Annotated in this window: 17 protein-coding genes; 9 read left to right on the forward strand and 8 right to left on the reverse strand. The window is 48.8% G+C overall.

Annotation, left to right across the window (positions count from 1 at the left end; translation table 11 throughout):
- Positions 1-33: 33 nt before the first annotated feature.
- Positions 34-792 carry a DeoR/GlpR family DNA-binding transcription regulator gene (locus tag EXU85_RS12000; protein ID WP_142772308.1) on the reverse strand — a complete coding sequence of 253 codons (759 nt, stop codon included), beginning with the start codon at positions 790-792 and terminating at the stop codon, positions 34-36.
- A 323-nt stretch (positions 793-1115) separates the two neighbouring features.
- On the opposite strand from EXU85_RS12000, the gene EXU85_RS12005 reads away from it, so the two are divergent.
- From EXU85_RS12005 to EXU85_RS12035, 7 genes are all read left to right on the forward strand, one after another.
- Positions 1116-4229, forward strand: a complete 3114-nt coding sequence (locus EXU85_RS12005) for a SusC/RagA family TonB-linked outer membrane protein (protein ID WP_142772309.1) — start codon at positions 1116-1118, stop codon at positions 4227-4229.
- 12 nt (positions 4230-4241) lie between these two features.
- Entirely contained in the window at positions 4242-5762 is a 1521-nt protein-coding gene (locus EXU85_RS12010) for a SusD/RagB family nutrient-binding outer membrane lipoprotein (RefSeq protein ID WP_142772310.1), read from the forward strand.
- 128 nt (positions 5763-5890) lie between these two features.
- Positions 5891-8155 carry a family 20 glycosylhydrolase gene (locus tag EXU85_RS12015; RefSeq protein ID WP_142772311.1) on the forward strand — a complete coding sequence of 755 codons (2265 nt, stop codon included), beginning with the start codon at positions 5891-5893 and terminating at the stop codon, positions 8153-8155.
- A 54-nt stretch (positions 8156-8209) separates the two neighbouring features.
- Positions 8210-9856 carry an alpha-L-fucosidase gene (locus EXU85_RS12020; RefSeq protein WP_142772312.1) on the forward strand — a complete coding sequence of 549 codons (1647 nt, stop codon included), beginning with the start codon at positions 8210-8212 and terminating at the stop codon, positions 9854-9856.
- A 52-nt stretch (positions 9857-9908) separates the two neighbouring features.
- Entirely contained in the window at positions 9909-10367 is a 459-nt protein-coding gene (locus EXU85_RS12025; protein ID WP_142772313.1) for a RidA family protein, read from the forward strand.
- 79 nt (positions 10368-10446) lie between these two features.
- Positions 10447-11667 carry an aminotransferase class V-fold PLP-dependent enzyme gene (locus EXU85_RS12030; RefSeq protein ID WP_142772314.1) on the forward strand — a complete coding sequence of 407 codons (1221 nt, stop codon included), beginning with the start codon at positions 10447-10449 and terminating at the stop codon, positions 11665-11667.
- Between the two features lie 128 nt (positions 11668-11795).
- Positions 11796-13076, forward strand: a complete 1281-nt coding sequence (locus EXU85_RS12035) for an amidohydrolase/deacetylase family metallohydrolase (RefSeq protein WP_168207776.1) — start codon at positions 11796-11798, stop codon at positions 13074-13076.
- Between the two features lie 64 nt (positions 13077-13140).
- On the opposite strand, the gene EXU85_RS12040 is transcribed toward EXU85_RS12035, so the two are convergent.
- From EXU85_RS12040 to pyrE, 4 genes are read right to left on the reverse strand one after another with little or no spacing between them, the layout of a single operon-like run.
- Positions 13141-14094, reverse strand: coding sequence for a hypothetical protein (locus tag EXU85_RS12040; protein ID WP_142772315.1), 954 nt, complete (start codon positions 14092-14094; stop codon positions 13141-13143).
- A 41-nt stretch (positions 14095-14135) separates the two neighbouring features.
- A complete protein-coding gene (locus EXU85_RS12045) occupies positions 14136-14585 on the reverse strand; it encodes a (4Fe-4S)-binding protein (RefSeq protein WP_142772316.1) in 450 nt (149 codons plus the stop codon).
- A gap of 18 nt (positions 14586-14603) precedes the next feature.
- On the reverse strand, positions 14604-15020 hold the full coding sequence (locus EXU85_RS12050) for an OsmC family protein (protein ID WP_142772317.1): 417 nt from the start codon (positions 15018-15020) through the stop codon (positions 14604-14606).
- A gap of 32 nt (positions 15021-15052) precedes the next feature.
- Positions 15053-15691, reverse strand: a complete 639-nt coding sequence (gene pyrE / locus EXU85_RS12055) for an orotate phosphoribosyltransferase (protein ID WP_142772318.1) — start codon at positions 15689-15691, stop codon at positions 15053-15055.
- Positions 15692-15948: 257 nt separating this feature from the next.
- On the opposite strand from pyrE, the gene EXU85_RS12060 reads away from it, so the two are divergent.
- Together EXU85_RS12060 and EXU85_RS12065 are read left to right on the forward strand one after the other, a co-directional pair.
- Positions 15949-16929, forward strand: coding sequence for a cytochrome c (locus EXU85_RS12060; protein ID WP_142772319.1), 981 nt, complete (start codon positions 15949-15951; stop codon positions 16927-16929).
- Between the two features lie 24 nt (positions 16930-16953).
- Entirely contained in the window at positions 16954-17505 is a 552-nt protein-coding gene (locus tag EXU85_RS12065) for a cupin domain-containing protein (RefSeq protein WP_142772320.1), read from the forward strand.
- 27 nt (positions 17506-17532) lie between these two features.
- Here EXU85_RS12065 and EXU85_RS12070 read toward each other — a convergent pair whose 3' ends face one another.
- The 3 genes from EXU85_RS12070 to ccsA form a co-directional block, all read right to left on the reverse strand.
- Entirely contained in the window at positions 17533-18819 is a 1287-nt protein-coding gene (locus EXU85_RS12070) for a hemolysin family protein (RefSeq protein ID WP_142772321.1), read from the reverse strand.
- 84 nt (positions 18820-18903) lie between these two features.
- On the reverse strand, positions 18904-19131 hold the full coding sequence (locus EXU85_RS12075) for a hypothetical protein (RefSeq protein WP_142776693.1): 228 nt from the start codon (positions 19129-19131) through the stop codon (positions 18904-18906).
- A 92-nt stretch (positions 19132-19223) separates the two neighbouring features.
- Entirely contained in the window at positions 19224-21884 is a 2661-nt protein-coding gene (gene ccsA, locus EXU85_RS12080) for a cytochrome c biogenesis protein CcsA (RefSeq protein WP_142772322.1), read from the reverse strand.
- Between the last annotated feature and the right edge of the window lies 1 nt (position 21885).

A 21885-nucleotide genomic window follows, 5' to 3' on the forward strand; every position in this document is an offset into this window, starting at 1 on the left:
GACCCTATAGCTCGTGTTAAAATAGGCTCTATTCTACAACACTTCCGTCTTACCCGTCTTATACGGTGCCAGTTGCACTGAGTCGGCGGGGAGTTCGGTGATCAGGTAGTCGATTTGGCTCAGGTCGGCCACTTTCATGCGCATGACGCTGTTCATCTTTTCGGAAATGGCCAGGATCACGATCTTCTCCGCAGCCCGAATCATAGTCTTTTTGGCCTGAACCGTTTCCCAATCCGAATCGGTCAGCCCTTCTTTCGCGTCGATGGCGTTGGTGCCCATGATGCATAGATCAACGCGCAGTTCCGATAGGCGCTGGTACACTTCGCCCCCCACACTCATCTGGCTATAGCGGGAAATCTGCCCGCCAATCATGATGATTTCCAGATTGGGTTTGTCCAGTAACTCAACGGCTGTCAGGGGGTTAACCGTAATGAAGGTCGCCTTCAATTCCGTCGGAATCATTTTAATGAACTCCCGAATGGTAGTACCTCCACCCATAAGAATGAGCATCCCATCCTTCAGCAGGGTCAGTGCTTTCTCGCCAATGATCCGTTTGCTCTGATGGGCATACGTTTCCTGCAACTGCGACGAATGGTGGTAGGCCTTCGACATAGCTCCCCCGCGAATTTTTATCAGCTTCCCTTCGTCGGCCAGGTCATTTATATCGCGTCGAACGGTGTCTTCAGATACGTTTAGCGTAATAGCCAAATCGGTCAGGTTGATTCGCGTATGAAGGTTTAATTGGTTGATAATTAAATCTTTACGCTCGTCTTTTAAGAAGGCAATTGACATGAGAGAATGGTCCGTTCGGTTACTAAACATAAAAGCAAAATAAAGGTAAAATCTTACCTATCAGAAATCGGGCCCTGCTGACCATACACGAATGAGTTAGTGGCTTTCGGAATACACTTTGCATAATTCTCATATATGCCGTATAAACAGGATGAAAAAAATATTATTTGCATATAAAACCCACATTTTTGCCTGTTAAAAGAAATATTGTTTGCAAAATTGCAACATCGACCGCTATATTGCGCAAGAATTGCATTAAAAGATTGCAAAATTTGCAAAGTGGACTGATGAGTAATCTTAACTTAACTAATCAATCATAACTTATGGACTGTACTTTACTACGCTGGCCGACTCATTTGGGGAAGCTGCTCACGATGCTCTGGCTGCTGAGTGTACCTGTTTTAGCACAGACGATTTCGGGGAAAGTGACAAATACCGGCGATGGTGCCCTATTACCGGGCGTGACCATTGTCGAGAAAGGATCTACGAAAGGAACGGTTACGGATAGTCAGGGGAAATACTCGATTAGCCTGTCGAGTTCGCAGGCAACCCTGATTTTCTCGTACATCGGGTTTGTGGCCCAGGAAGTTACCGTGAATGGTCGCTCTGTAGTTGATGTGAGCCTGAAAGAAGATGCTACGCAACTTGGTGAAGTGGTGGTAACGGCACTGGGTATCACGAAAGACAAGAAAGCCCTGGGTTATTCGGTGACCGAAGTAAAAGGGTCTGAGTTTACGCAGGCCCGTGAGAATAACGTAGCCAATGCGTTGTCTGGTAAAATAGCGGGCGTCAACGCAACGGGTCTTTCGACGGGTCCGGGTGGTTCCAGCCGGATCATTATCCGGGGCAATGGTTCCCTGACGGGCGACAACCAGCCGCTATATGTAATCAACGGGATGCCCATCGACAACACGGTACCGGGCGGAAGCGCCACCACGAATGGTGGTCAGGGTAACGTGGACCGGGGGGACGGAATTGCCGGTATCAATCCCGATGATATTGAGTCGATTAGCGTGCTGAAAGGTGGTACGGCTGCCGCGCTATATGGTTCGCGTGCGGCTAACGGCGTTATCCTGATAACGACCAAAAAAGGAAAAGCACAGCGTGGTATTGGTGTTGAGTATAATTCGACCTTTACCATGGAAAATGCCGCTGTATTCCCCGATTGGCAGTACGAATACGGTCAGGGCGACGGAGCCGCTAAGCCAACGACGCAGGCCCAGGGCATTGCCTGGGGACGCCGTTCGTGGGGCGCTAAAATCGATGGTTCCGACTTTGTGGCTGCCGATGGACAAACGCACCCCTATAGCGCCCAGAAAAATAACATCAAGAATTTCTACCAAACCGGCAAAACCTTTACGAATACGCTGGCTTTTACCGGTGGGAATGAGAAAGTTAACTATCGTTTTTCGCTGTCCGATCTGGATGCCAAAGGGATTCTGCCCACCAACACCTACAATCGCAAAACCGGAAACCTCAACATTAATGGATCATTCGGGGATAAGATAGCGCTGGAAGCCGTGGCTCAGTATACCCTCGAAAAGGGGCATAATAAGACCGGCGCTGGCGACGCACTCGGCAACCCGAACTGGACACCCTACATGATTGGGAACACCTCCGACATTCGGTGGCTGAACCCAGGATACGATGCCAGCGGCAATGAAATTGCCTGGAACGATGCCGACATTGCTTCCAATAGCTACTTTGTTGTCAATAAGTATCAGCAGGACGATAGCAAGAATCGCTTTATCGGTCAGTTGGGGCTGACCTACAAAATCCTGAAAAACCTGTCGGTGAAAGGAACCGTGAGCCGGGATTTTTATAATTACAACTATCGCTACATTCTGCCAACCGGTACCCGCTACATTCCGAATGGCCAGTTCAATCAGTTGAAAACGGATGTGAGCGAAACCAATAGCATGCTCACCGCAAACTACAACACCACATTCGGTCACTTTGGCGTTTCGGCACTGGCCGGGATGAACCAACGGAATTTCAGCTATAATCAGTTGAATTTGACAGGAGCAACCTTTACAATTCCGTTCTTTTATAGCTCTACCAACCTCGCTACGTCGAGTACCATACCGCTCAATCAGCACACCCGCACAAATTCGGTATTCGGCTCGGTTGATCTTGACTATAAGGGTATTGCGTTCTTAACGGCTACAGGTCGGCAGGACTGGTTTTCGACGCTGAGTCCACAGAATAACACCATTTTTTACCCATCCGTTGGGGGGAGTTTCGTACTGTCGCAGGCGTTCCAATTGCCTCGAATGGTGGATTACGCCAAAGTTCGCGCTTCGTGGGCACAGGTGGGTGGCGCTACGCCCGATCCGTACGTGATCAACCTGACTTACTCGATGATTCCGAGTTCAGGACAGCCCCTGCAGAATGTGACTACCAATGCGACAGCTGCATCAGGTCTGACCAACGCTGGCCTGAAGCCACTCACATCGACAACCTTCGAGGCTGGTATTGACTTACAGTTTTTCAATAAAAAAGTCGGTCTTGACCTTACCTATTACAATCGGGCAACCACAAACGATATTGTTCAAACCAGCACCTCGCCAACGTCGGGTTACAACTCGGTTTACCTGAATGTGGGTAAATTGAATAACCGGGGTATCGAAGCACTGGTAACCGTGATGCCTGTCCGTACGTCAAATTTTGGCTGGAATCTGAGCTACAATGTGGCCTATAACCAAAGTAAAGTGGTAAAACTGGCCGACGGCATCAATTCCATGCAGATGGCGACGTCGGTCGGTAACTGGGCCTATATCAACTCTATCGAAGGCAGTTCATACGGAACCATTGTTGGCACAACACGCGTGCGCGATGCCAAGGGCAACATTGTGTATGACCCAACGTCAGGGTTTGCGCAGAAATCAGCCCTTCAGGAATTGGGAAAAGGCGTTCCTCCGCTCACTATGGGCTTGACCAACGAATTCAGATACAAAAATTTCTCGCTGAATATTCTGTTGGACGGGAAGTTTGGCAACAAAGTTTTCTCGGTGATGGAAGTATATGCCAATCGAATGGGAAAACTGAAGCGGACGCTGGATGGGCGCGAAAATGGCCTTACCCTGACAGGAGTGACACCGACTGGCGACACCTACACGCGTACCGTTGCCAAAGAAAACCTGCGGGTCTACTATGACAACGATAAAAACTACACCGACCTGTTCCTGCACGATGGCAGCTTTGTGAAACTACGTCAGGTCATCTTCAGCTACAATATTCCAACGAGTGCTCTCAAATTCGTGAAACTACAGTCGGCCAGTATCTCGTTTGTTGCGCGTAACCTCCTGACACTCTACAAGCAAACCGACAATTTCGATCCCGAGCAGAGTTTTACCAATAGCTCGAACCAGGGCTTTGAATCGTTGGGATTACCCCGTACCAGAAGTTATGGCGCGAACCTCATCGTAAAATTCTAACGACGACATTCCATGAAAAATCGATTCTATAAATTTACCTATTGCCTGTTGGCGCTCTGCACCCTGCAAAGCTGCGACAAGGGCCTGGAAGAACTCAATATTAACCCCGACGCATCCAGTACGGTCAGCCCCGATTTCGTATTCACCAAAGCGCAGTACGATGCGGTGGGTAACATGATCACCGGCTTGCAGGGAACGATGCAGTACACAACCAGCTACAACGACGTAGCCAGTTGGGGTTCAAAGTATATTTTCAACCAGGGCACGGCCCCGTACACCGTTTTTACCAATGCCTATCCGAACGAAATCAATGAAATCGGCGAAGTGATTCGGGCGTTGGAGAAAGATCCTGCGCAGGTCAATAAGCTGGCCATTGCCAAAATATGGCGTGCATACAGCTTCTCCAAAATCACGGATCTGTATGGCGATATTCCCTACAAACAGGCGGCTCAGGGCTATACCCAAAGCATTTTCAAGCCAGTTTACGACCCGCAGAAAGATATTTATGCCGATCTGCTCAGCGAACTGGAAAAAGCGATCGCTCTGTTCGATGCCACGAAATCAACCTTTGGCGCTGCCGATCTGATGTATGGTGGCGACATTGCCAAATGGAAGAAGTTCGCCTATTCGCTGATGCTGCGGATGGGAATGCGCATGACCAAACCCGATGTAGCACTGGCCGAAACCTGGGTGAAAAAAGCCATTGCCGGAAGCCTGATCACAGAAGATGGAGATATGGCGAAGATCGTCTATTTGTCTTCTGGTCAGGTTGTTAATCAGAATCCGTTGGCGTATTGGATGCTCAATAGTGATTACCTGAAAGCCGACGGCGTAAGCAATCCGGAAGGTGGGAAGTACTACGATACGTTTATCAATTACCTGAAAAAGACGAACGACCCACGCTTACCGGTGCTATCGGTGGTGTATGTAAATGGTAAACCCAGCACGGATGTAAGCCTCCAGAAAGGAATGGCGGCCACGATTCCCAATACCAAACCCGCCGACTTTGTCACGTATTCGGAGCCGAACCAGAACACCATTCTCAAACTGAACGCGCCGATGTTGGTGCTGACCAATGCCGAGGTTAATTTTTACCTGGCTGAAGCCGCTATTCGGGGTTGGTATACGGCTAAGACACCAGCAGCTTTGTATGATCTGGGCGTCAAAGCCGCTATGCGTCAGTGGGCATTATACGGTGCCGATGGCGTGATTTCGCAGGCGAACATTGATGCGTATGCAACGGCGAATGCCCTTGTTACGACAGCTACGCAGGCGCAACAGCTAGAGCAACTGTATACCCAGTTCTGGGTGTCGATCTTCCCGAATTCGCAGGAGGTGTTCCTGAACTGGCGTCGGACTGGCTACCCGGCTTTGGTGCCTAACAACTACACGGGCAACATCACAGGAGGAAAAATATTCCGCCGGATGCTTTACCCTGCAACAGAAGAAAACCTGAACAAAGAAAATTATTTAGGTGCCGTTGCCCGTCAAGGCGAAAACACATTCCTGACGCAGATGTGGTTGGATAAATAATTCGGTACAAACTAGAACGCTGATTTTTATGATCATTAGGATTAAATATGATTTAGCCCGGATTTGCGGAGAAAAAGTTAAAATCATCCTTGATCATACACATCATAAAAATCTGCGTTCTATTCCCAATGAAACATATTGCACTATTCCTCCTCGGTTTAGGAAACCTATTCGCCCAAAGCGGACTGATTCCTGAACCAGTAATCTTTCGCCAGACAGCGGGGCAATTTCATCTTGGTACTCAAGTTGGAATTGCGCCCGGTGCTGGTGTTTCCGGGCAATTTGTGGCGCTGGTTCAGGCGCAATTACGGGCATGTACTGGTTTATCCCTGTCGGTAAAAAAGGCGAAACCTGGTATTGACCTGACGATTGATCCCGGACTTGTTAAACAGCCAGAAGGCTATCAACTTCAGATTAACCCGCAAAAAATTAGCCTGATCGGTCACGACGAGGCTGGCTTATTCTACGGATTGCAATCCCTAACCCAACTTTTTTCTCAATCGAAATCGGCTACGATTGGGGCCTGTGACATTACGGATTATCCCCGGTTTTCGTATCGGGGTATGCACCTCGATGTGAGCCGCCATCTGTTCCCGGTTGCGTTCATTAAGAAATACATCGATGAACTGGCCCTGTATAAATTCAACACCTTCCATTGGCATTTGACCGACGATCAGGGCTGGCGGATCGAGATCAAGAAATACCCGGAATTACAAAAAACGGCTGCCTATCGGCGCGAAACGCTGATTGGCCATAAGAAAGAGTTGCCGCATCGGTTCGATGGTAAACGCTACGGCGGTTACTACACCCAGGCCGAAGTCCGTGACATTGTCCAGTATGCCACGCAGCGCCACATAACGGTTATTCCCGAGATTGAAATGCCGGGCCATGCGCTGGCCGCGTTGAGTGCCTATCCGAAATTAGGTTGCCTGAAGCCAGATGGTCAGCCGGGCGGGCCGTATCAGGCAGCTACGTTCTGGGGCGTCTTCGAGGATGTGTTCTGTGCCGGGAATGATAGCACATTTGCCTTTCTGGAAGGCGTACTGGATGAAGTCATTGACTTGTTCCCTTCGACGTACATTCACGTTGGGGGGGATGAGTGCCCGAAAACCCGCTGGAAAACCTGTGCAAAATGCCAGGCGCGCATCCGTAGTGAACATCTCAAGGATGAAGACGAACTCCAGAGTTATTTTATCCGGCGCATCGAACAGCATGTCAATAAGAAAGGTCGGCAAGTGATTGGCTGGGATGAGATTTTAGAAGGAGGCTTGTCACCGGGCGCTACGGTTATGAGCTGGCGGGGGATAAAAGGTGGTATCGAAGCCATTCGGCAGAAGCATAACGCGATCATGACGCCCGAAAGTCACGTTTATTTCGATTACTACCAGTCCTTATATCCAGAAGAACCCCTGGCCGCTGCGGGCTACACACCCCTAAGTAAAGTGTATGCCTACGAGCCTGTTCCGGCTGATCTCGGTCCAGAGGAAGCCGTTTATCTGAAAGGGGTTCAGGGAACGGCCTGGAGTGAATATTTTGACAGTCCAGAGAAGGCGGAGTACATGATTTTTCCGCGCGCAATTGCCGTCGCCGAAATTGCCTGGAGTCAGCGCCAACACCGGAATTATCCCGATTTTTTGCGAAGACTTCGGTTGCAGGAACCCTTGCTGAAACGCCTGACAATTCAGTACGCCAATCGCTTCGACGAACTGACCGATTCGGTATCCGTTAGTCCGACAGGCACCGTGCAACTGCGGCTTTCAACGACATTGCCCGGTGCTGTAATTCGCTATACAACCGATGGGACAAACCCGGTGCTCACTAGTCCTGCTTATGATCAACTAATTGATATTGAACATACTATGAACCTAAAAGCGGTTGCCTTTCTGGGTAATCAGCCACAGGGACGGGTATTTCAAAAAGCGATCACGGTCAGTAAAGCAACAGGGAAATCTGTCACGTTTACCACAGAACCTACTGGAGCCTACCGACCCGCCAGTCCATTGGTGGCCGTCAATGGGGTAGCCGGAACCAGCCGCTACAATACGGGCGAGTGGATCGGTTTTCAGGGAAAAGACGCAGATGTACTGATTGATTTACAAAGCACACAGTCTATATCGAGCATCGGTACGCACATTCTAAACTATCATTGGCAGCGGATGTGGGCGCCCGATACACTCCGCTTTGCCGTGTCGGAAGATGGCAAAACGTTTCGCGAGGTGTATGAGCAAACCCAGTTCCCGGTTAATGGCATTAACTCCGTAAACGCTACGTTTCCGCCGACTCAGGCGCGATACGTGCGGATACAGGCAACAAACAAAGGCATCATTCCCTCCGGTGAATACGGAGCTGGAGGCAAAGCCTGGCTTATGCTCGATGAATTTCGGGTAGATTAAATTTTTATGATCCCCAATTAGGATCGCTGTAAGTCAATTAGTTATAGTTTAGTTATGCGTACACGACTTTTTGTTTCTTTCCTCCTGCTTACTTTCCTCGCTTTCTCTACGTTCGCGCAAATTGGGGCTAACCACAATAAACCCCAGCGCGAGGAGTGGCTGAAAGATGCTGGTTTTGGGATGTTCATTCACTGGAATGTGGATACGCAACTGGGTGTCGTGATCAGCCACTCGCTGGTGGGGGCCTCACCCGACTACGTTGAGCGATATATTTCAGAACTTCCCAAGACCTTTTACCCCAAAGATTTTGACGCCGAGCGGCTGGTGATTCTGGCCAAAAATGCGGGCATGAAATACATCATGTTCACCACCAAACACCATGCTGGTTTCTGTATGTGGGACACAAAAACCACTGATTTTGGGGTGATGAATACCCCTTATAAAAAGGATATTGTTCAGCAGTATGTTGATGCCTGCCGGAAGTGGGGACTGGCAGTTGGATTTTACTACTCACCCGAAGATTTCTCGTTTGCGTACCGAAATGGCATGAAGGACATCACCCGCGATGACCATTGGGAAAAAGCCAAACCGTTTCAGGCTAAATACAAGCAGTTTGTGGAGGCCCAGTGTCAGGAGTTGATGACTAAATACGGCCCGGTTGATCTGTTTTTTATCGACAGCGACGTGTTGCGGGAAGAAGTCAAAGCGGTTGTCTGGAAGTACCAGCCGAACTGCCTCATTACCCGTGGTGTGCTGGAGACCCCAGAGCAATACCTGCCCGGAGAAACCCTGACGACGGCTTGGGAAAGCTGCATGACAATGGGGACAGCCTGGAACTACAAACCAACCAACGAACACTATAAGTCTGGTACAGAGTTGATTAATATTCTGATTGAGTCCCGCGCCAAAGGGGGTTCGTATCTGCTTAATGTTGGGCCAACGCAATGGGGGCAACTGAACGAAGGCCAGCAGGGACGTTTGATGGAAATTGGTGCCTGGCATTTTATCAATCAGGAAGCCGTGCATAACGTACGTCCCTGGGTCGTGCGTAACGAAGGGGATATCTGGTTCACCAGGTCAAAAGAGGGAAATACCGTATATGCCTATTTGACCAATATGCCCGACTGGCCACGGGGCGAACGCCGGACGTTTCTGCTTCGGTCGCTCAAAGCGACAAGATCAACCGAAATCAGCGTATTGGGGCAATCGGGGAATGTGGTTGAGTACCAGCCGGCAAATGATGGTAAAGCGCGGTTTGAACAAACGCCTGACGGGCTGAAAATTTCGGTGGTTCGCGCCCAGCGAATTTATAACAATCACAAATGGCCAAACCCCATCGTGGTGAAGCTAACAAACGTACAGGCTGCTCTTGAACCCGCGAATGTCAGGACCCTTAAAGCCGAAAAGACGTCGAATGGTAATCTGAAACTAACCGCCGATCTCACCAAATTGGGCAATGGGCAAGCCTACCGCCTGGGCTTCGAATATCGTCCGGTCCAGAGTTCGCTCAATGAGGAGTTCAATCAGAAATGGACCGAAACGGATGTTTATCCCATTGCTCAGCCAGGCGAACGGAGTCTGGAAATTGTTAGAAACAATATCAAATCGTACGATGAAATTGAGTACCGGGCTATTCTGTATCAGGATGGGTTGAAGATAGAAGGCAATACGCAGAAAATCAGTAAGCTACGGCTAGACTAGGGGGTATACGCAAAACCACTATAACATAATCATTTAACTTGTCAATGCACTTATGGAAACACAACGCAGATCTAGTTTAAAACGCCTTTTTGCATCGGTAGCGGGCATCGTTGGGTTAGGCGCGACTACCAAAGCAATGGCCGAGCCTGCGCCAGAAAAAGAAGTGTTCAATGTAGTTACTCAGCAGGATGTACCCCTGTTTTCGGGCTCGACTAAACTAGGCAACCTGGTTTTTGTAGCCGGTAAAGGCTATCACAAAGAGGGCGACATTAAAGTACATACCGATGAGGTGCTTAAAGAGCTTGAAAAAGAGTTGATCAAAGCGGGCTCGTCTATGGAAAAAGTCCTGAAAGTAACCGTCTTCCTGCATGACCTGAACGACTACAAAGCCATGAACGAAGTCTACAAAGGTCGGTTTGGCAGCAAGCCGCCGGTTCGAACAACAGTAGCGGTTTACGGGGGCGTACCCGGCGAATCGCTGGTGGAAATGGACTGTATTGCGTATATCTAAAAATTACCCCATCCCAACCCCTCCCCTTGAAATAAAGGGAGGGGTTGGGGTAGCTCTCTTTTTTTAACCAACTACTTCCATGTTAAGCAGACGAAAACTCATTAAGCGCTTATCCAGCGTTCCGCTTTTGGGCGGACTGATTGGTGGACTTCCATTAACCGCAGATGCCGCGCCACTGGCTGCTCCTAAACGGGATCTATTCAAAGAACTGGGTATCCGGACATTTATCAATGCGGCTGGTACACTCACCTATATGACGGGTTCACTCATGCACGACGAAGTGCTCGATGCGATCAATGGCGGTGCGAAAGAATTTTGCCTGCTGGATGAGATTCAGGACAAAGTGGGCGAAAAAATTGCTCAACTCGTGCATTCAGAAGCGGCCGTTGTGACCTCGGGTGCTTTTGCCGGTATGACGCTGGGCTTGGCTGGTATCCTGACCGGCATGGATCAGAAGAAGGTGGAAAAGTTGCCGCATCTGGACGGCACTGGTATGAAAACGGAAGTGATCTGCCAGAAAGCCCATGACATTGTGTACAATCATGCGCTAACCAATACCGGCTGTAAGATTGTGGTCGTTGAAACGGCTGAAGATGTTGAACGGGCGATCAACGAAAAAACGGCACTCATGCACTTTTTGCACATCGAAGCCGACAAGGGTAAAATCATGCATGAAGAGTGGGTTGCGTTGGGAAAGAAGCACAACATTCCCACTTCCATCGATATTGCCGCCGATGTGCCACCCGTTGAGAATCTATGGCGCTTCAACGATATGGGCTTCAGTTTCGTGGTCATTTCGGGCGGAAAAGCCATGCGTGGTCCCCAAAGTGCGGGCATCCTGATGGGTAAAAAAGACATTATCTCGGCCGCTCGATTGCATATGCCGCCCCGTGGCTTCAATATTGGTCGGGGAATGAAAGTCAACAAAGAAGAGATTCTGGGGATGTATGTCGCCCTCGAAAAATTTATCAACGAAGACCACGATAAAGTCTGGAAAACCTGGGAAGAAAACACGGCCTACATTGAGAATACAGTGAAAGCGGTACCCGGTGTGCAGATTGACGTACATGTACCACCGTTAGGTAACCACACGCCCACGCTCCGCATTTCCTGGGACCCGGCTAAACTACGAATTACAGGCAAAGAGCTACAGGAATCATTACGAAAAGGCGACCCGTCAATTGAAGTAGGTGGGGGCGGTCCAAGTAACATTGGCGTCACGGTCTGGATGATGAAACCCGGTCAGGAAAAGATCGTTGCCAGACGGATTAAGGAGGAGTTATCCAAAGCTGCCGTTTAAGTTTTTCGACAGGATTAACAGGATGTACAGGATTGCAATTACTTCAATCCTGTACATCCTGTTAATCCTGTCGAAAAAACTAGCCTGGATTTGCCAAAATCTAACTTGTCAACTTCAAGAGTTTCCCAATGTTGAAAAAACTAGTTCTTGGGCTGTTTGCGATCTTGTTAAGCAATCTGGTAGTTGCCCAGACGTATAGCATCCTCATAAAAGGCGGGCATGTTATTGATCCCAAAAACAGACTTGATGGCATTCTGGATGTAGCCATCAGTGAGGGGAAGATTGTGCAAATCGGCCGAAATCTTGATCCCAAAGAAGCCATTCAGGTAGTCGATGCCAGAGGACTGTATGTGACTCCCGGCTTGATCGACATGCACACGCATGTGTTTTTCGGTACTAATCTGGATCAGACATACAGCAACGGCCCAAATGCACTGCCACCCGATGGCTTTACCTTTCGAAACGGTGTAACAACCATTGTCGATGCAGGTTGCTCGGGCTGGCGAGATTTCGAAACGTTTAAAAAACAGACGATTGACCGGTCGCAGACGCGGGTGCTGGCGTTGCTCAATATTGTGGGCAGTGGCATGCGGGGTAGCAAGTTTGAGCAGAACGTGGACGATATGGATGCCAGCCAAACAGCGGCTATGGCGAAGCAATATCCCGACTACATAGTTGGGTTTAAACTCGCCCACTTCAGTGGCTACAACTGGACACCCACCGAGCGCGTTGTTGAAGCCGGAAAACTGGCAAATCTGCCCGTCATGATTGATTTTGGAGGGAGTACACCCACTTTGTCGCTCGACGAGTTATTCACGAAACACCTCCGTCCGGGCGATATCTACACCCACTGTTTCGGGCAGTTAAAAACGCGTGAGTCGATTCTGGATGTTGCAACAGGGAAAGTCAAACCCATTGTTTGGGAAGCCCAGAAAAAGGGAATCTTGTTCGATGTGGGGTACGGCGGGATCAGTTTCGCCTTTTCGCAGGCGATTCCAGCGCTGAAAAGTGGCTTTTACCCCAACACGATTAGTACTGATATTCACACAGGCAGCATGAACAATGCCATGAAAGACATGCTCAACGTGATGTCGAAATTCATGGCAATGGGTATGGAGTTGAAAAGCGTGATTCAGGCCAGTACCTGGAACCCAGCCCAGGCCATCCGCCGACCTGAACTGGGTAGTCTTTCAGTCGGGTCCGTAGCCGATGTGGCCATCCTGGCTATTCGCAAGGGGAAATTCGATGCCAGAGATACGGGCTACTTCGGCTTCGTTGATTACACCGGCTACAAAATTGAGGGCAAGCAGAAACTGGAGTGCGAAATGACGATCCGAAACGGCAAAATTGTCTACGATCTTAATGGAATTGCTAACCCGGCTGTGGTAGTGCCAAAGCCTAAATCGTGACAGACAATAGAGCGAAGATTGATATGATTATTAAGATTTTTTAATCACTCCAAAATCATATGAATCACGAAAATCTGCGCTCTACCAGACGATACAAAAGCTCAAGCCCGATTCCGGTTGTCAGCATTCGTTCCTTTTTATTCTGGAGGAGTTGCTGCGTCCAGTCAACAAAACCACCGTCACCAATCTCGATGGTTTGGTCCTGAACAGTTATGCTGATTTTGTACTGCAATCCCTTGTAGTAATTGTTGTCGTTAAGGCCGTCTGTCATCACTTCAATAGGGCAATCAGGCTGTTGCTGATGTAGATAATCGCTTAGCTTGCCAATAAACGCAACAGGATCCGGATAGCCTTTTCGGGGGTACAACTGAAATGACAAGTCGTAAATCTGCAACGTATCCCGGAAGAAAGCTGTCATCATGGCGATGTGTTCGGTCAGGGCTACTTTCTCAAACTGGTAGTTACCTGTATCCCTCCCACCTGTTACAAAGCAGGCAATCTTGAAGTGGGATCTCATCCCCGGGATGTTAGGTAGTGTGGGTGTCCTAACATGACGATGGATGGCACTAAAACGAAGGAGGTCTGATGCCGAAGTGATCGCGTTTCGTTTGCCGTCCCGCAAATCGGCAATATGCAGGGCCAGGGCGTTGGTCGCGTCGGCAACTACTTCAGTCTGGCGAGTTGCTGAGAGGATTTTCTTTTGATCGGCGGTGGCAACGACAGAACAACTACCCAAAGGAGCTACCGGAGAGAGTTCAAGGGGTATAAAGTCAAAGTCGCTGGCAACCGAAATTACCTGATCTTCCAGTGCCCGCAGTCCAACCATATCTACATCCGCTGGTTTTACAAACCGATTGGTCTGGTAAACACGTAACAAGTCAGCAGGGGATAATTGCTCTGTTTTTCGACTGAAGACCTCAAGCAAAAGCGATGTCAGTTCAGACCCGGTCAACTCAGTGGTCAGGATGTCGATCAAGTCTGGCCGACCAATTCGTTCCGCTATCTTTTTTCCAATCATAGCCGTAACGCGACTCTTTTCTAGCTGTAATAGGGTTCTGTTTATCCCGTAAAGCCAATTTTAAGATGAGACCCATCACAGTAGGGTTTGTTGCTGCTGGCTCCACATCGGCAAAAAGCCGTGACTTTATTTTTCTGGGTCTCATGGCCACTGGCATCTTTTACGCGTAGGTTACCATATACCAGCAAAGGGCCGTTGGGCAATGGTTCCACAAGGCTTTCGGCCTGAATATCCTCAGGTTTCAGTGGTTCATCGTTTCGGAAATAGCTTAAGGCTTTCGATGGGCAGCGGTCTACCTGTTCGGCAATACGATCGGTGGTGGCGCCCTCCATTTTGATCCAAGGACGCTCTCTTGGATTGAATACCTCAATCAACTGCGTCCAGCAAACTTTGGAATGAATGCAGACGGCCGGTTTCCAGACAACCGTGATTTCGCCGTTGGTGTAGGTTTTGGTAATATCGGGAGTTGAGTTGTGTTCGGCCTGGCTCATAGTAGGTTGAGTTGAACCTTATCGGTTTGTGGTTATAGGATCTTCAATCAGGATCGTTTCAAAGTCAATGGGATTTTGCAAGGCTCGATGAACCGGGCATCGGTCGGCCATCTCAAGCAGCCTTGCCCGCTGATCATCGGTCAGGCTGCCATTTAAGATCAGTTTCAACACAAAAAGCGATCGCCTGGAAATCGGGTCATTTGAATACTCAACATGGGCAACGGCCGAATCGAGTGGCCAGCCTTTCCGATCGGCGTACATACGCAGCGTCATTACGGTACATGTAGCCAACGAACCTGCCAATAGTTCACCCGGTCGCATACCCCGATCCTGACCACCCATGTCCATCGGCTCATCGGCAACAATAACCTGCGAATCAGTTGAGAGGTGTGTTTCGTACGGTGTTCGCTCGATTCGTGCTGTTACAATAGCCATGAGTGATTGATTTTAAAGTCTAATTAGCCTAACTATTGTCCCCACTGAGCTGGATTTTGTCGCCAGGCAGCTAATGAGTCCATGGCTTCGGCTGGAATATAGTCGAGTTCCTGCGCTTCGATCAGGAGAGCATCATAATCACTAAGGCATACAAGTGGCACGTTTTTACTGGCAAAATTCTGGCTGGCAATTGGAAAGCCGTAGGTGAAAATAGCAGCCATGCCCAATACTTCGGCACCCGCAGCCCGTAGCGCATTCACCACTTTAAGGGAGCTGCCTCCGGTTGAAATCAGATCTTCAATCACAACCACGCGTTGGCCTTGGGCTAAATGTCCTTCAATCTGCTTGCCCATGCCGTGGGCTTTGGGTTCGGGTCGGACGTAGCAATAGGGGAGGTTGAGTACATCGGCAACCAGGGCTCCTTGTGGAATACCCGCCGTGGCCACACCGGCAATAACTTCTGCCGTTGGGAACTGCTGTCTGATAGCATCGGCGAGTGCATTTTTAATAAATGTACGAACGTCAGGATAAGCCAGTGTAACCCGATTGTCGCAATAGATGGGGGACTTCCAGCCGGAGCTCCAGGTAAAAGGCTCATTGGGCTTGAGTCGAACAGCCTGTACGGCGAGCAAATGCCGCGCTACAGTTTTTTGAATGAGTAGTGAATCCACAGGGTCATGAAAAGTAATGGCCCAAAAGTAAGCAAACTCCTTAAATTCTCCGGTGAATCTATTTGCCGATTTAGCAGGATAGCTACGGATCAGGATACGCTTTAGGGCTGTCCTGGTTGACAGTTACGGTCCGATTACACCCGCTTCATCGGAAATTTCTTCCGTTTCACCTGTCTGAGCATTGAATTGGGTATAGGTCAGACCTCAACTTTGACCCCGTCGACACGACACTTCCTCTTTTTAACTCAATCAGTACCATGAAAAAAATAGTAAAACTCGTCGGCATCGTTTTAGGGTGCGTTGTCCTGCTTGTGCTGGTTTTCTGCGCATATGTTGCCGTGGTCGGCGTTGCTTCCTACGACCCTCCTGTTACACCAAAACTAACGGTCGAACGAACACCGGCTCGGGTGGCTCGCGGTGAAGCTATTGCCCAGGTACAGTGCATGAGCTGTCATGCGAACGATGAAAATCGGTTGACTGGTAAATATTTAGGTGAAATCCCGGCCGCTTTCGGTAAGATTTATTCGAAAAATATTACGCAGGATACCGAGAAAGGCATTGGGAACTGGACTGATGGTGAGCTTATGTATTTCCTGCGGACAAGCGTTAAACCCGATGGTACGTTTTCTGGAATTATGCCACGCTATTCGCTAATGGCTGAGGAAGACCTTAAGTCGGTAGTGGCCTGGCTACGTTCAGATCGGTTTCCTGTGCAACCCACGAAGCAGGAAGCACCGGAAGCGGAGTACAGCTTTCTCTCAAAGCTATTATCACACACGATTATTAAAGCTGGTGACTATCCACAGCAACCTATACCGATGCCGGACTCTACCGACCAGGTAGCGTTAGGACGTTATATCGCTGATGGGGTAGCCGATTGCTATAGCTGCCACTCATCCGATTTTCTGGATCAGGATAAACTTCATCCCGAACGCTCGAAAGGGTATTATGGCGGTGGCAATAAGCTAAATGGCGAAGGTGGAAAACCGATTTTTACGGCCAATCTGACCTTTGATGAGGAAACAGGGATTGGCAAAAAATACACAAAAGAACAGTTTATACGGGCTGTAAAATTGGGAGTTCGGCCGGATGGTTCGACCCTGCGCCTGCCTATGGAGCCGCGGCCTTCCTTGAGTGACTATGAAGTGGGCGCCATCTATGAATACCTGAAGACGATCCCAAAATTGAAGAATGATATCGCCGGGAAGAACGCTGAATTACAACTGGCGAAAAAATAAAGCTAACCTGCCCAAACAATACTCATGGCCTACGCAAACAAAACAATACGCAATACCCTAACCGGGCAGGTTATTCGATTTATTAAGACTGGTAAAGATACGGCCGGAGAGCTTCTCGAGATGGAAGCTTGGTATGAAGGACAATCCATTGAACCAGCTCCCCATTATCACCCACATCAGGCCGAAGATTTTACGATTTTGTCGGGAGAATTAACGACGAAAATTAATGGGCAATTGAAAACACTTCGAGCTGGCGACAAACTACACATCCCGAAAAATACGGTCCATTCCATGTGGAATCAGTCGGGAGAGAAGACGATTGTAAAGTGGCAGGTACAACCTGCTCTGGATACAGAATACTTCTTTGAAACGGCGACCGGACTAGCTAATGATGGAAAAACCAATGCTCTGGGTATGCCCAATTTTTTGCAGGGTCTTCTACTAATCAATCGGTTTTCGAGCGTATACCGGTTAACGAAGCCGAAGTTTTTTGTTCAGAAAATTGCCTTTCTGGTACTAGCACCGGTTGCCTATCTACTCGGTTATCGACCAACGTACACAAAGTATTTGGATTGACAGGGCTTGTGTAGACCTGGCTACGTTTTATTCTGGATTTAAATGCACTTTAACCGTGTCGATCCGGGTGCCATCCATAGAGACGATAGTGAATGTGAAGGGAGAAAATTCAACAACCTCGCCCACTTGGGGAACATCTTCATGGGCGGCCAGAATCAGACCGCCAAGCGTATCGTAACTTCCGTCGGGTATGTGCCAGCCATAGGTTTTATTCAGGTCGTCAATCTCGTGTCGGGCACTGAGCAGCCAGGTTTTTTCATCAAGTTGTTGCTCGGTCCAGTCTTCATTGGTATCGTATTCATCCTGAATCTCACCAAAAATCTGTTCAACCATATCCTCAACACTCACGATACCCGCTGTTCCGCCAAACTCATCTACCACCAAAGCCAGACTCTTGCGTTCCGAGAGAAACCGAAGAAGCAAATCCTGCGCAGGCATAGTTTCCGGAACCGTAATAATGGGGGTGATGATTTCTTCGACAGTCGCCGGTTTTTTAAACAGAGCTAACGCGTGGCAGTAGCCAATTACGTCGTCGATGGTATCGCGATAGACAACAATTTTAGAATGGCCGCTTTCCTGAAAGGCATGTCGTAATTCCTCTACTGTATCGTCTACAGCTATGGCAGCAATTTCGGTGCGGGGTACCAGGCAGTCACGAACGCGCACATCGCGAAACTCAATGGCGTTGTTGAAAATCTGCGTGTCTACTTCTACCGACTCTTCCGTGGTATCGGCTTTCTGATTATTGAGTTGCTGGAGATAATGATTTAAGTCCGTTAAGCCAAAAACGGGGCGAATTTCCGGGTTTTTCTTGCCCAATACATACCGAATAAAAAAACGCGCTGTGCCAACCAATACCCGAACCACTGGCGCAATGGCTTTGTAGATCACCCAAAGTGGGACTGCCAGAGCCTCCAGAAAGCGGTCGGGATGGATAAGGGCCAGGCTTTTGGGTATATAATCGGCAAAGGGAAGGAAAATGATCGTCAGAATGAGGGTCTCAATGGCAATAACGACGAACTCATGGGCTGTCCATGACTGCGGTAAAATTGCCGTCAGGAGAGGATTCAGGGCCATTACACCCAGTACCGTATACAGAACCAGAAAGAGCGTATTGCCAGTCAGCGTGGTACCAACGAACAAAATCGGGTTTTTCAAAAAGCCCGATACTAATTTTTCGCTGAGCGGTCCCTGCTTGCTATGGAGCTCAAAATACAGCCGGTTAACCGATACATACGCCATCTCGACTGCCGAGAAAAAACCGGCTAGCACAAGAGCAAGTAAAGCACCGAATAAGAGGGCGTAGGACTCCATAAGTAGTGAATAAGTGTAGTAGGTGGAGTGAGTGTAGTAGGGCTAAGGGCAAAATTGGCCACTACACTCACTCCACCTACTACACTATTTTTTCTTTTTCTTCCGATCGTCCACCATTTGCTTTATGGTTGGCGAGATGGCTTTTTCGCGTTCGAGACGCTTATTTTTAACATATTGAAAGGCGAACAAACAGGTCATTGACAGCATGAGCAGCCAATAGCTATCGCCAAAGGTTGTACGCTGATATTCGGCAATCCAGAGTAGTAGAAAACCGGCAGCAGCCGATAGAAGCAAAATTTCTGAGAGTTTCAGTTTCATTACGAATTCACTGGTTGACAGTCGTCAAGTGGAGTCATTTGTTGGCAGTGGGCTACAGACTGCAACCGTTGACTAAAACCTGTTGACTAGGCAACTTTGTTTTTCATCTTACTGAATTCCCGATACCGACGGATAGTTGCAATCAGGAAACCAAGTACAACAACCAGCGTTCCGATCCAGAGTATATTGATGAGTGGCTTTTCAAAGGCTTTCATTACGATATAATCCCGTTGCGTCCGGTTAACGGCAAAGGTAAACTTGCCCGTCCGGGGATCAATTTCATTAAGCTGGATACGAACACCCAACTCATCGCTCATTTCGGCCGGGTGCGCTACCATACGATCCTTAATGATAAAGGCCGGGTTTAGAATATGCTCACCGGTTTTATCCAGCACCCGTACCCGCGCCCGGACTGCGGCATCGTTGGGGCCAATCTCCATTCCTTCTACCTCAGTTGCCCGTGCCACATCATCCAGAATTGCCACATAGTCGTTCAGGAAAAATGTGTCTTTGATGGCAACGCTGTACGTTTCGGTTTTCTCCCACTTATTTTCGTCTGCTGGGTTAGGTACCGAGTTGACATACGTGTAAATGTCGCGATCGATTTTGTGTCGAGTATCCGGTGATGCTAGCAGCCCCATTTTTTCATTTACCTGTGCCCGTGGATACAGGTTGAAAATGGGCCCGTTTGGCTCCCGATATTCAACTTCATAATAGGTATTTTCGGGATACAAGGCCAGCGTATCACCCTTCTTGTGGTACACCTTACCATTCTGTTCAAGGTCTCGCTGGGCAATACCGTGGAAATCCCCTTCAATGACCGTTACATCCTTAATGGGGATGTATTTGGGCATATCCCGAACTTCAATACGCTGACCACGATAGGTAATTTGGTAGTTCCCCATTTTCTCGGGCTGGTTCAACCAAAGCAGCGTATTTTCCTTGTTTTCTTTATTGTCGTTTTTCGTAAACTCATCCTGTTTGGAAATGAGCAGGCCACTATTATTGATCGAAATAACCTTCGAGAAACCGGCCGAGTACAGAATACCAAGCAGCATAAGCGCCATACCAATGTGCGCAATCGCTCCTCCCGACATCCGGTAGTTACCACGAATAATACCCAGCAGAATAGTGCCATTGGTAACCAGTGCAAAAACGCCAGCCACCAGAATAGCCATATAAACCGGACTTTTTACCGAACCGAAGGCAATCAGACCCGCGCTGATAAGCAGCGTCAGAATACCGGGCGTAATCAGCGCATCCCATTTTTTATTGTCGAGCTTCCGCCACCACATAAACTGACCAATACCCGTCAGCAAAGCAATGACAACAAAAAACCAAATCTGAAACTTGGAATAGTGCGCAATCTGATCGGCGGGTAAAGCAAGGTTAGAGATTTTACCAAAAGCTTCCAGTATCTTGTTATAAACTGGGATCGAGGTGGTGGCAATAACCTGGAAAGAAGCCAGACAGATAACCGTTGCGCCAATAAATAACCAAAATTCTTTAGTATAGACTGACGCTTCCTGCTCATCGGTTGGAATGTATTTCCACTTACGGGCAGCTAGTACGACGGCAAAAACGACAAATACCATCAGATAGATAAGCAATTGTCCCGACAAACCTAAATCGGTAAACGAGTGTACCGATGCATTCCCCAGAATACCACTTCGAGTCAGGAAGGTTGCGTATAGAATCAGCAGGAATGTGCTGATGGTCAGGATAATGGCTGATTTTAACCCTGTTGATGACTTCTTTGCGATCAGCATGGTGTGTAGGGCGGCCACCATCACAAGCCAGGGTACATATACGGCATTTTCGACGGGATCCCAGTTCCAGTAGCCACCAAAGTTGAGGGTTTCATAAGCCCAATACCCCCCCATCATGATCCCGATTCCCAGAATCATGGCGCCAAACAACGTCCAGGGCAGCGCAGGGCGAATCCATTCGAGAGGTTGGTTGCGCCACAGCCCGGCAATGCAATAAGCAAATGGCACCAGAGTCAGCGCAAACCCAAGGAATAAGGTTGGCGGGTGAATCACCATCCAATAGTTCTGAAGCAGGGGGTTCAGGCCATTTCCGTCTTTTGGAACAAAGTTCGGGTCGGCACCGAAAATGGGTGCTTCGGGCATGGCTTCTCTCAACAACAGAAAGGGTGTAGAGCCAATTTTAAACGTTTCTCCGAAAACAACGCCCAGAATCATTGAGGCCAGGAATACCTGCACCAGGGCGAAAAGTGCCATGATGGGCGCTTCCCAGGTGGAACCGGCTTTCCGAATTAAAATAGCACCCAGTACCGCATTCCAGAACAGCCAGAGTAAAAATGAGCCTTCCTGGCTTTCCCAGAAACAGGCAATCATGTACTGAACCGGCAATGCCCGAGACGAGTGACTCCAGGCATAATGGTACTCGAAGTAGTGATTGAAAATAATGTAGAATAGGCTGGCAGCCACACCGACTACAGCCGCTCCATGAATATAGAACGCCCAGCGAGCCAGCGTTTTCCACTCATCACGAGCGGGGGGCGTAGCGGCCTGGGCCGTGGTTTTTACCTTACGTTTGGTCGTCTTGCCGCCAAAACTAGACTCTCCGGCGTAAGCAAGCTGAGGCTCTTCAATATGCTCAACCTGTGATTTAGCCCCTTTGCCTAAAGCCGAAAGGAAATAAGCAACCGTTGCTACGAGTGCCGTAACGAACGATAGAATAACAAAAAAGTGGCCGAGTTGCCCGACTGTGGTATGTATCATT

The organism is Spirosoma sp. KCTC 42546, from assembly GCF_006965485.1.
Lineage (GTDB): Bacteria > Bacteroidota > Bacteroidia > Cytophagales > Spirosomataceae > Spirosoma.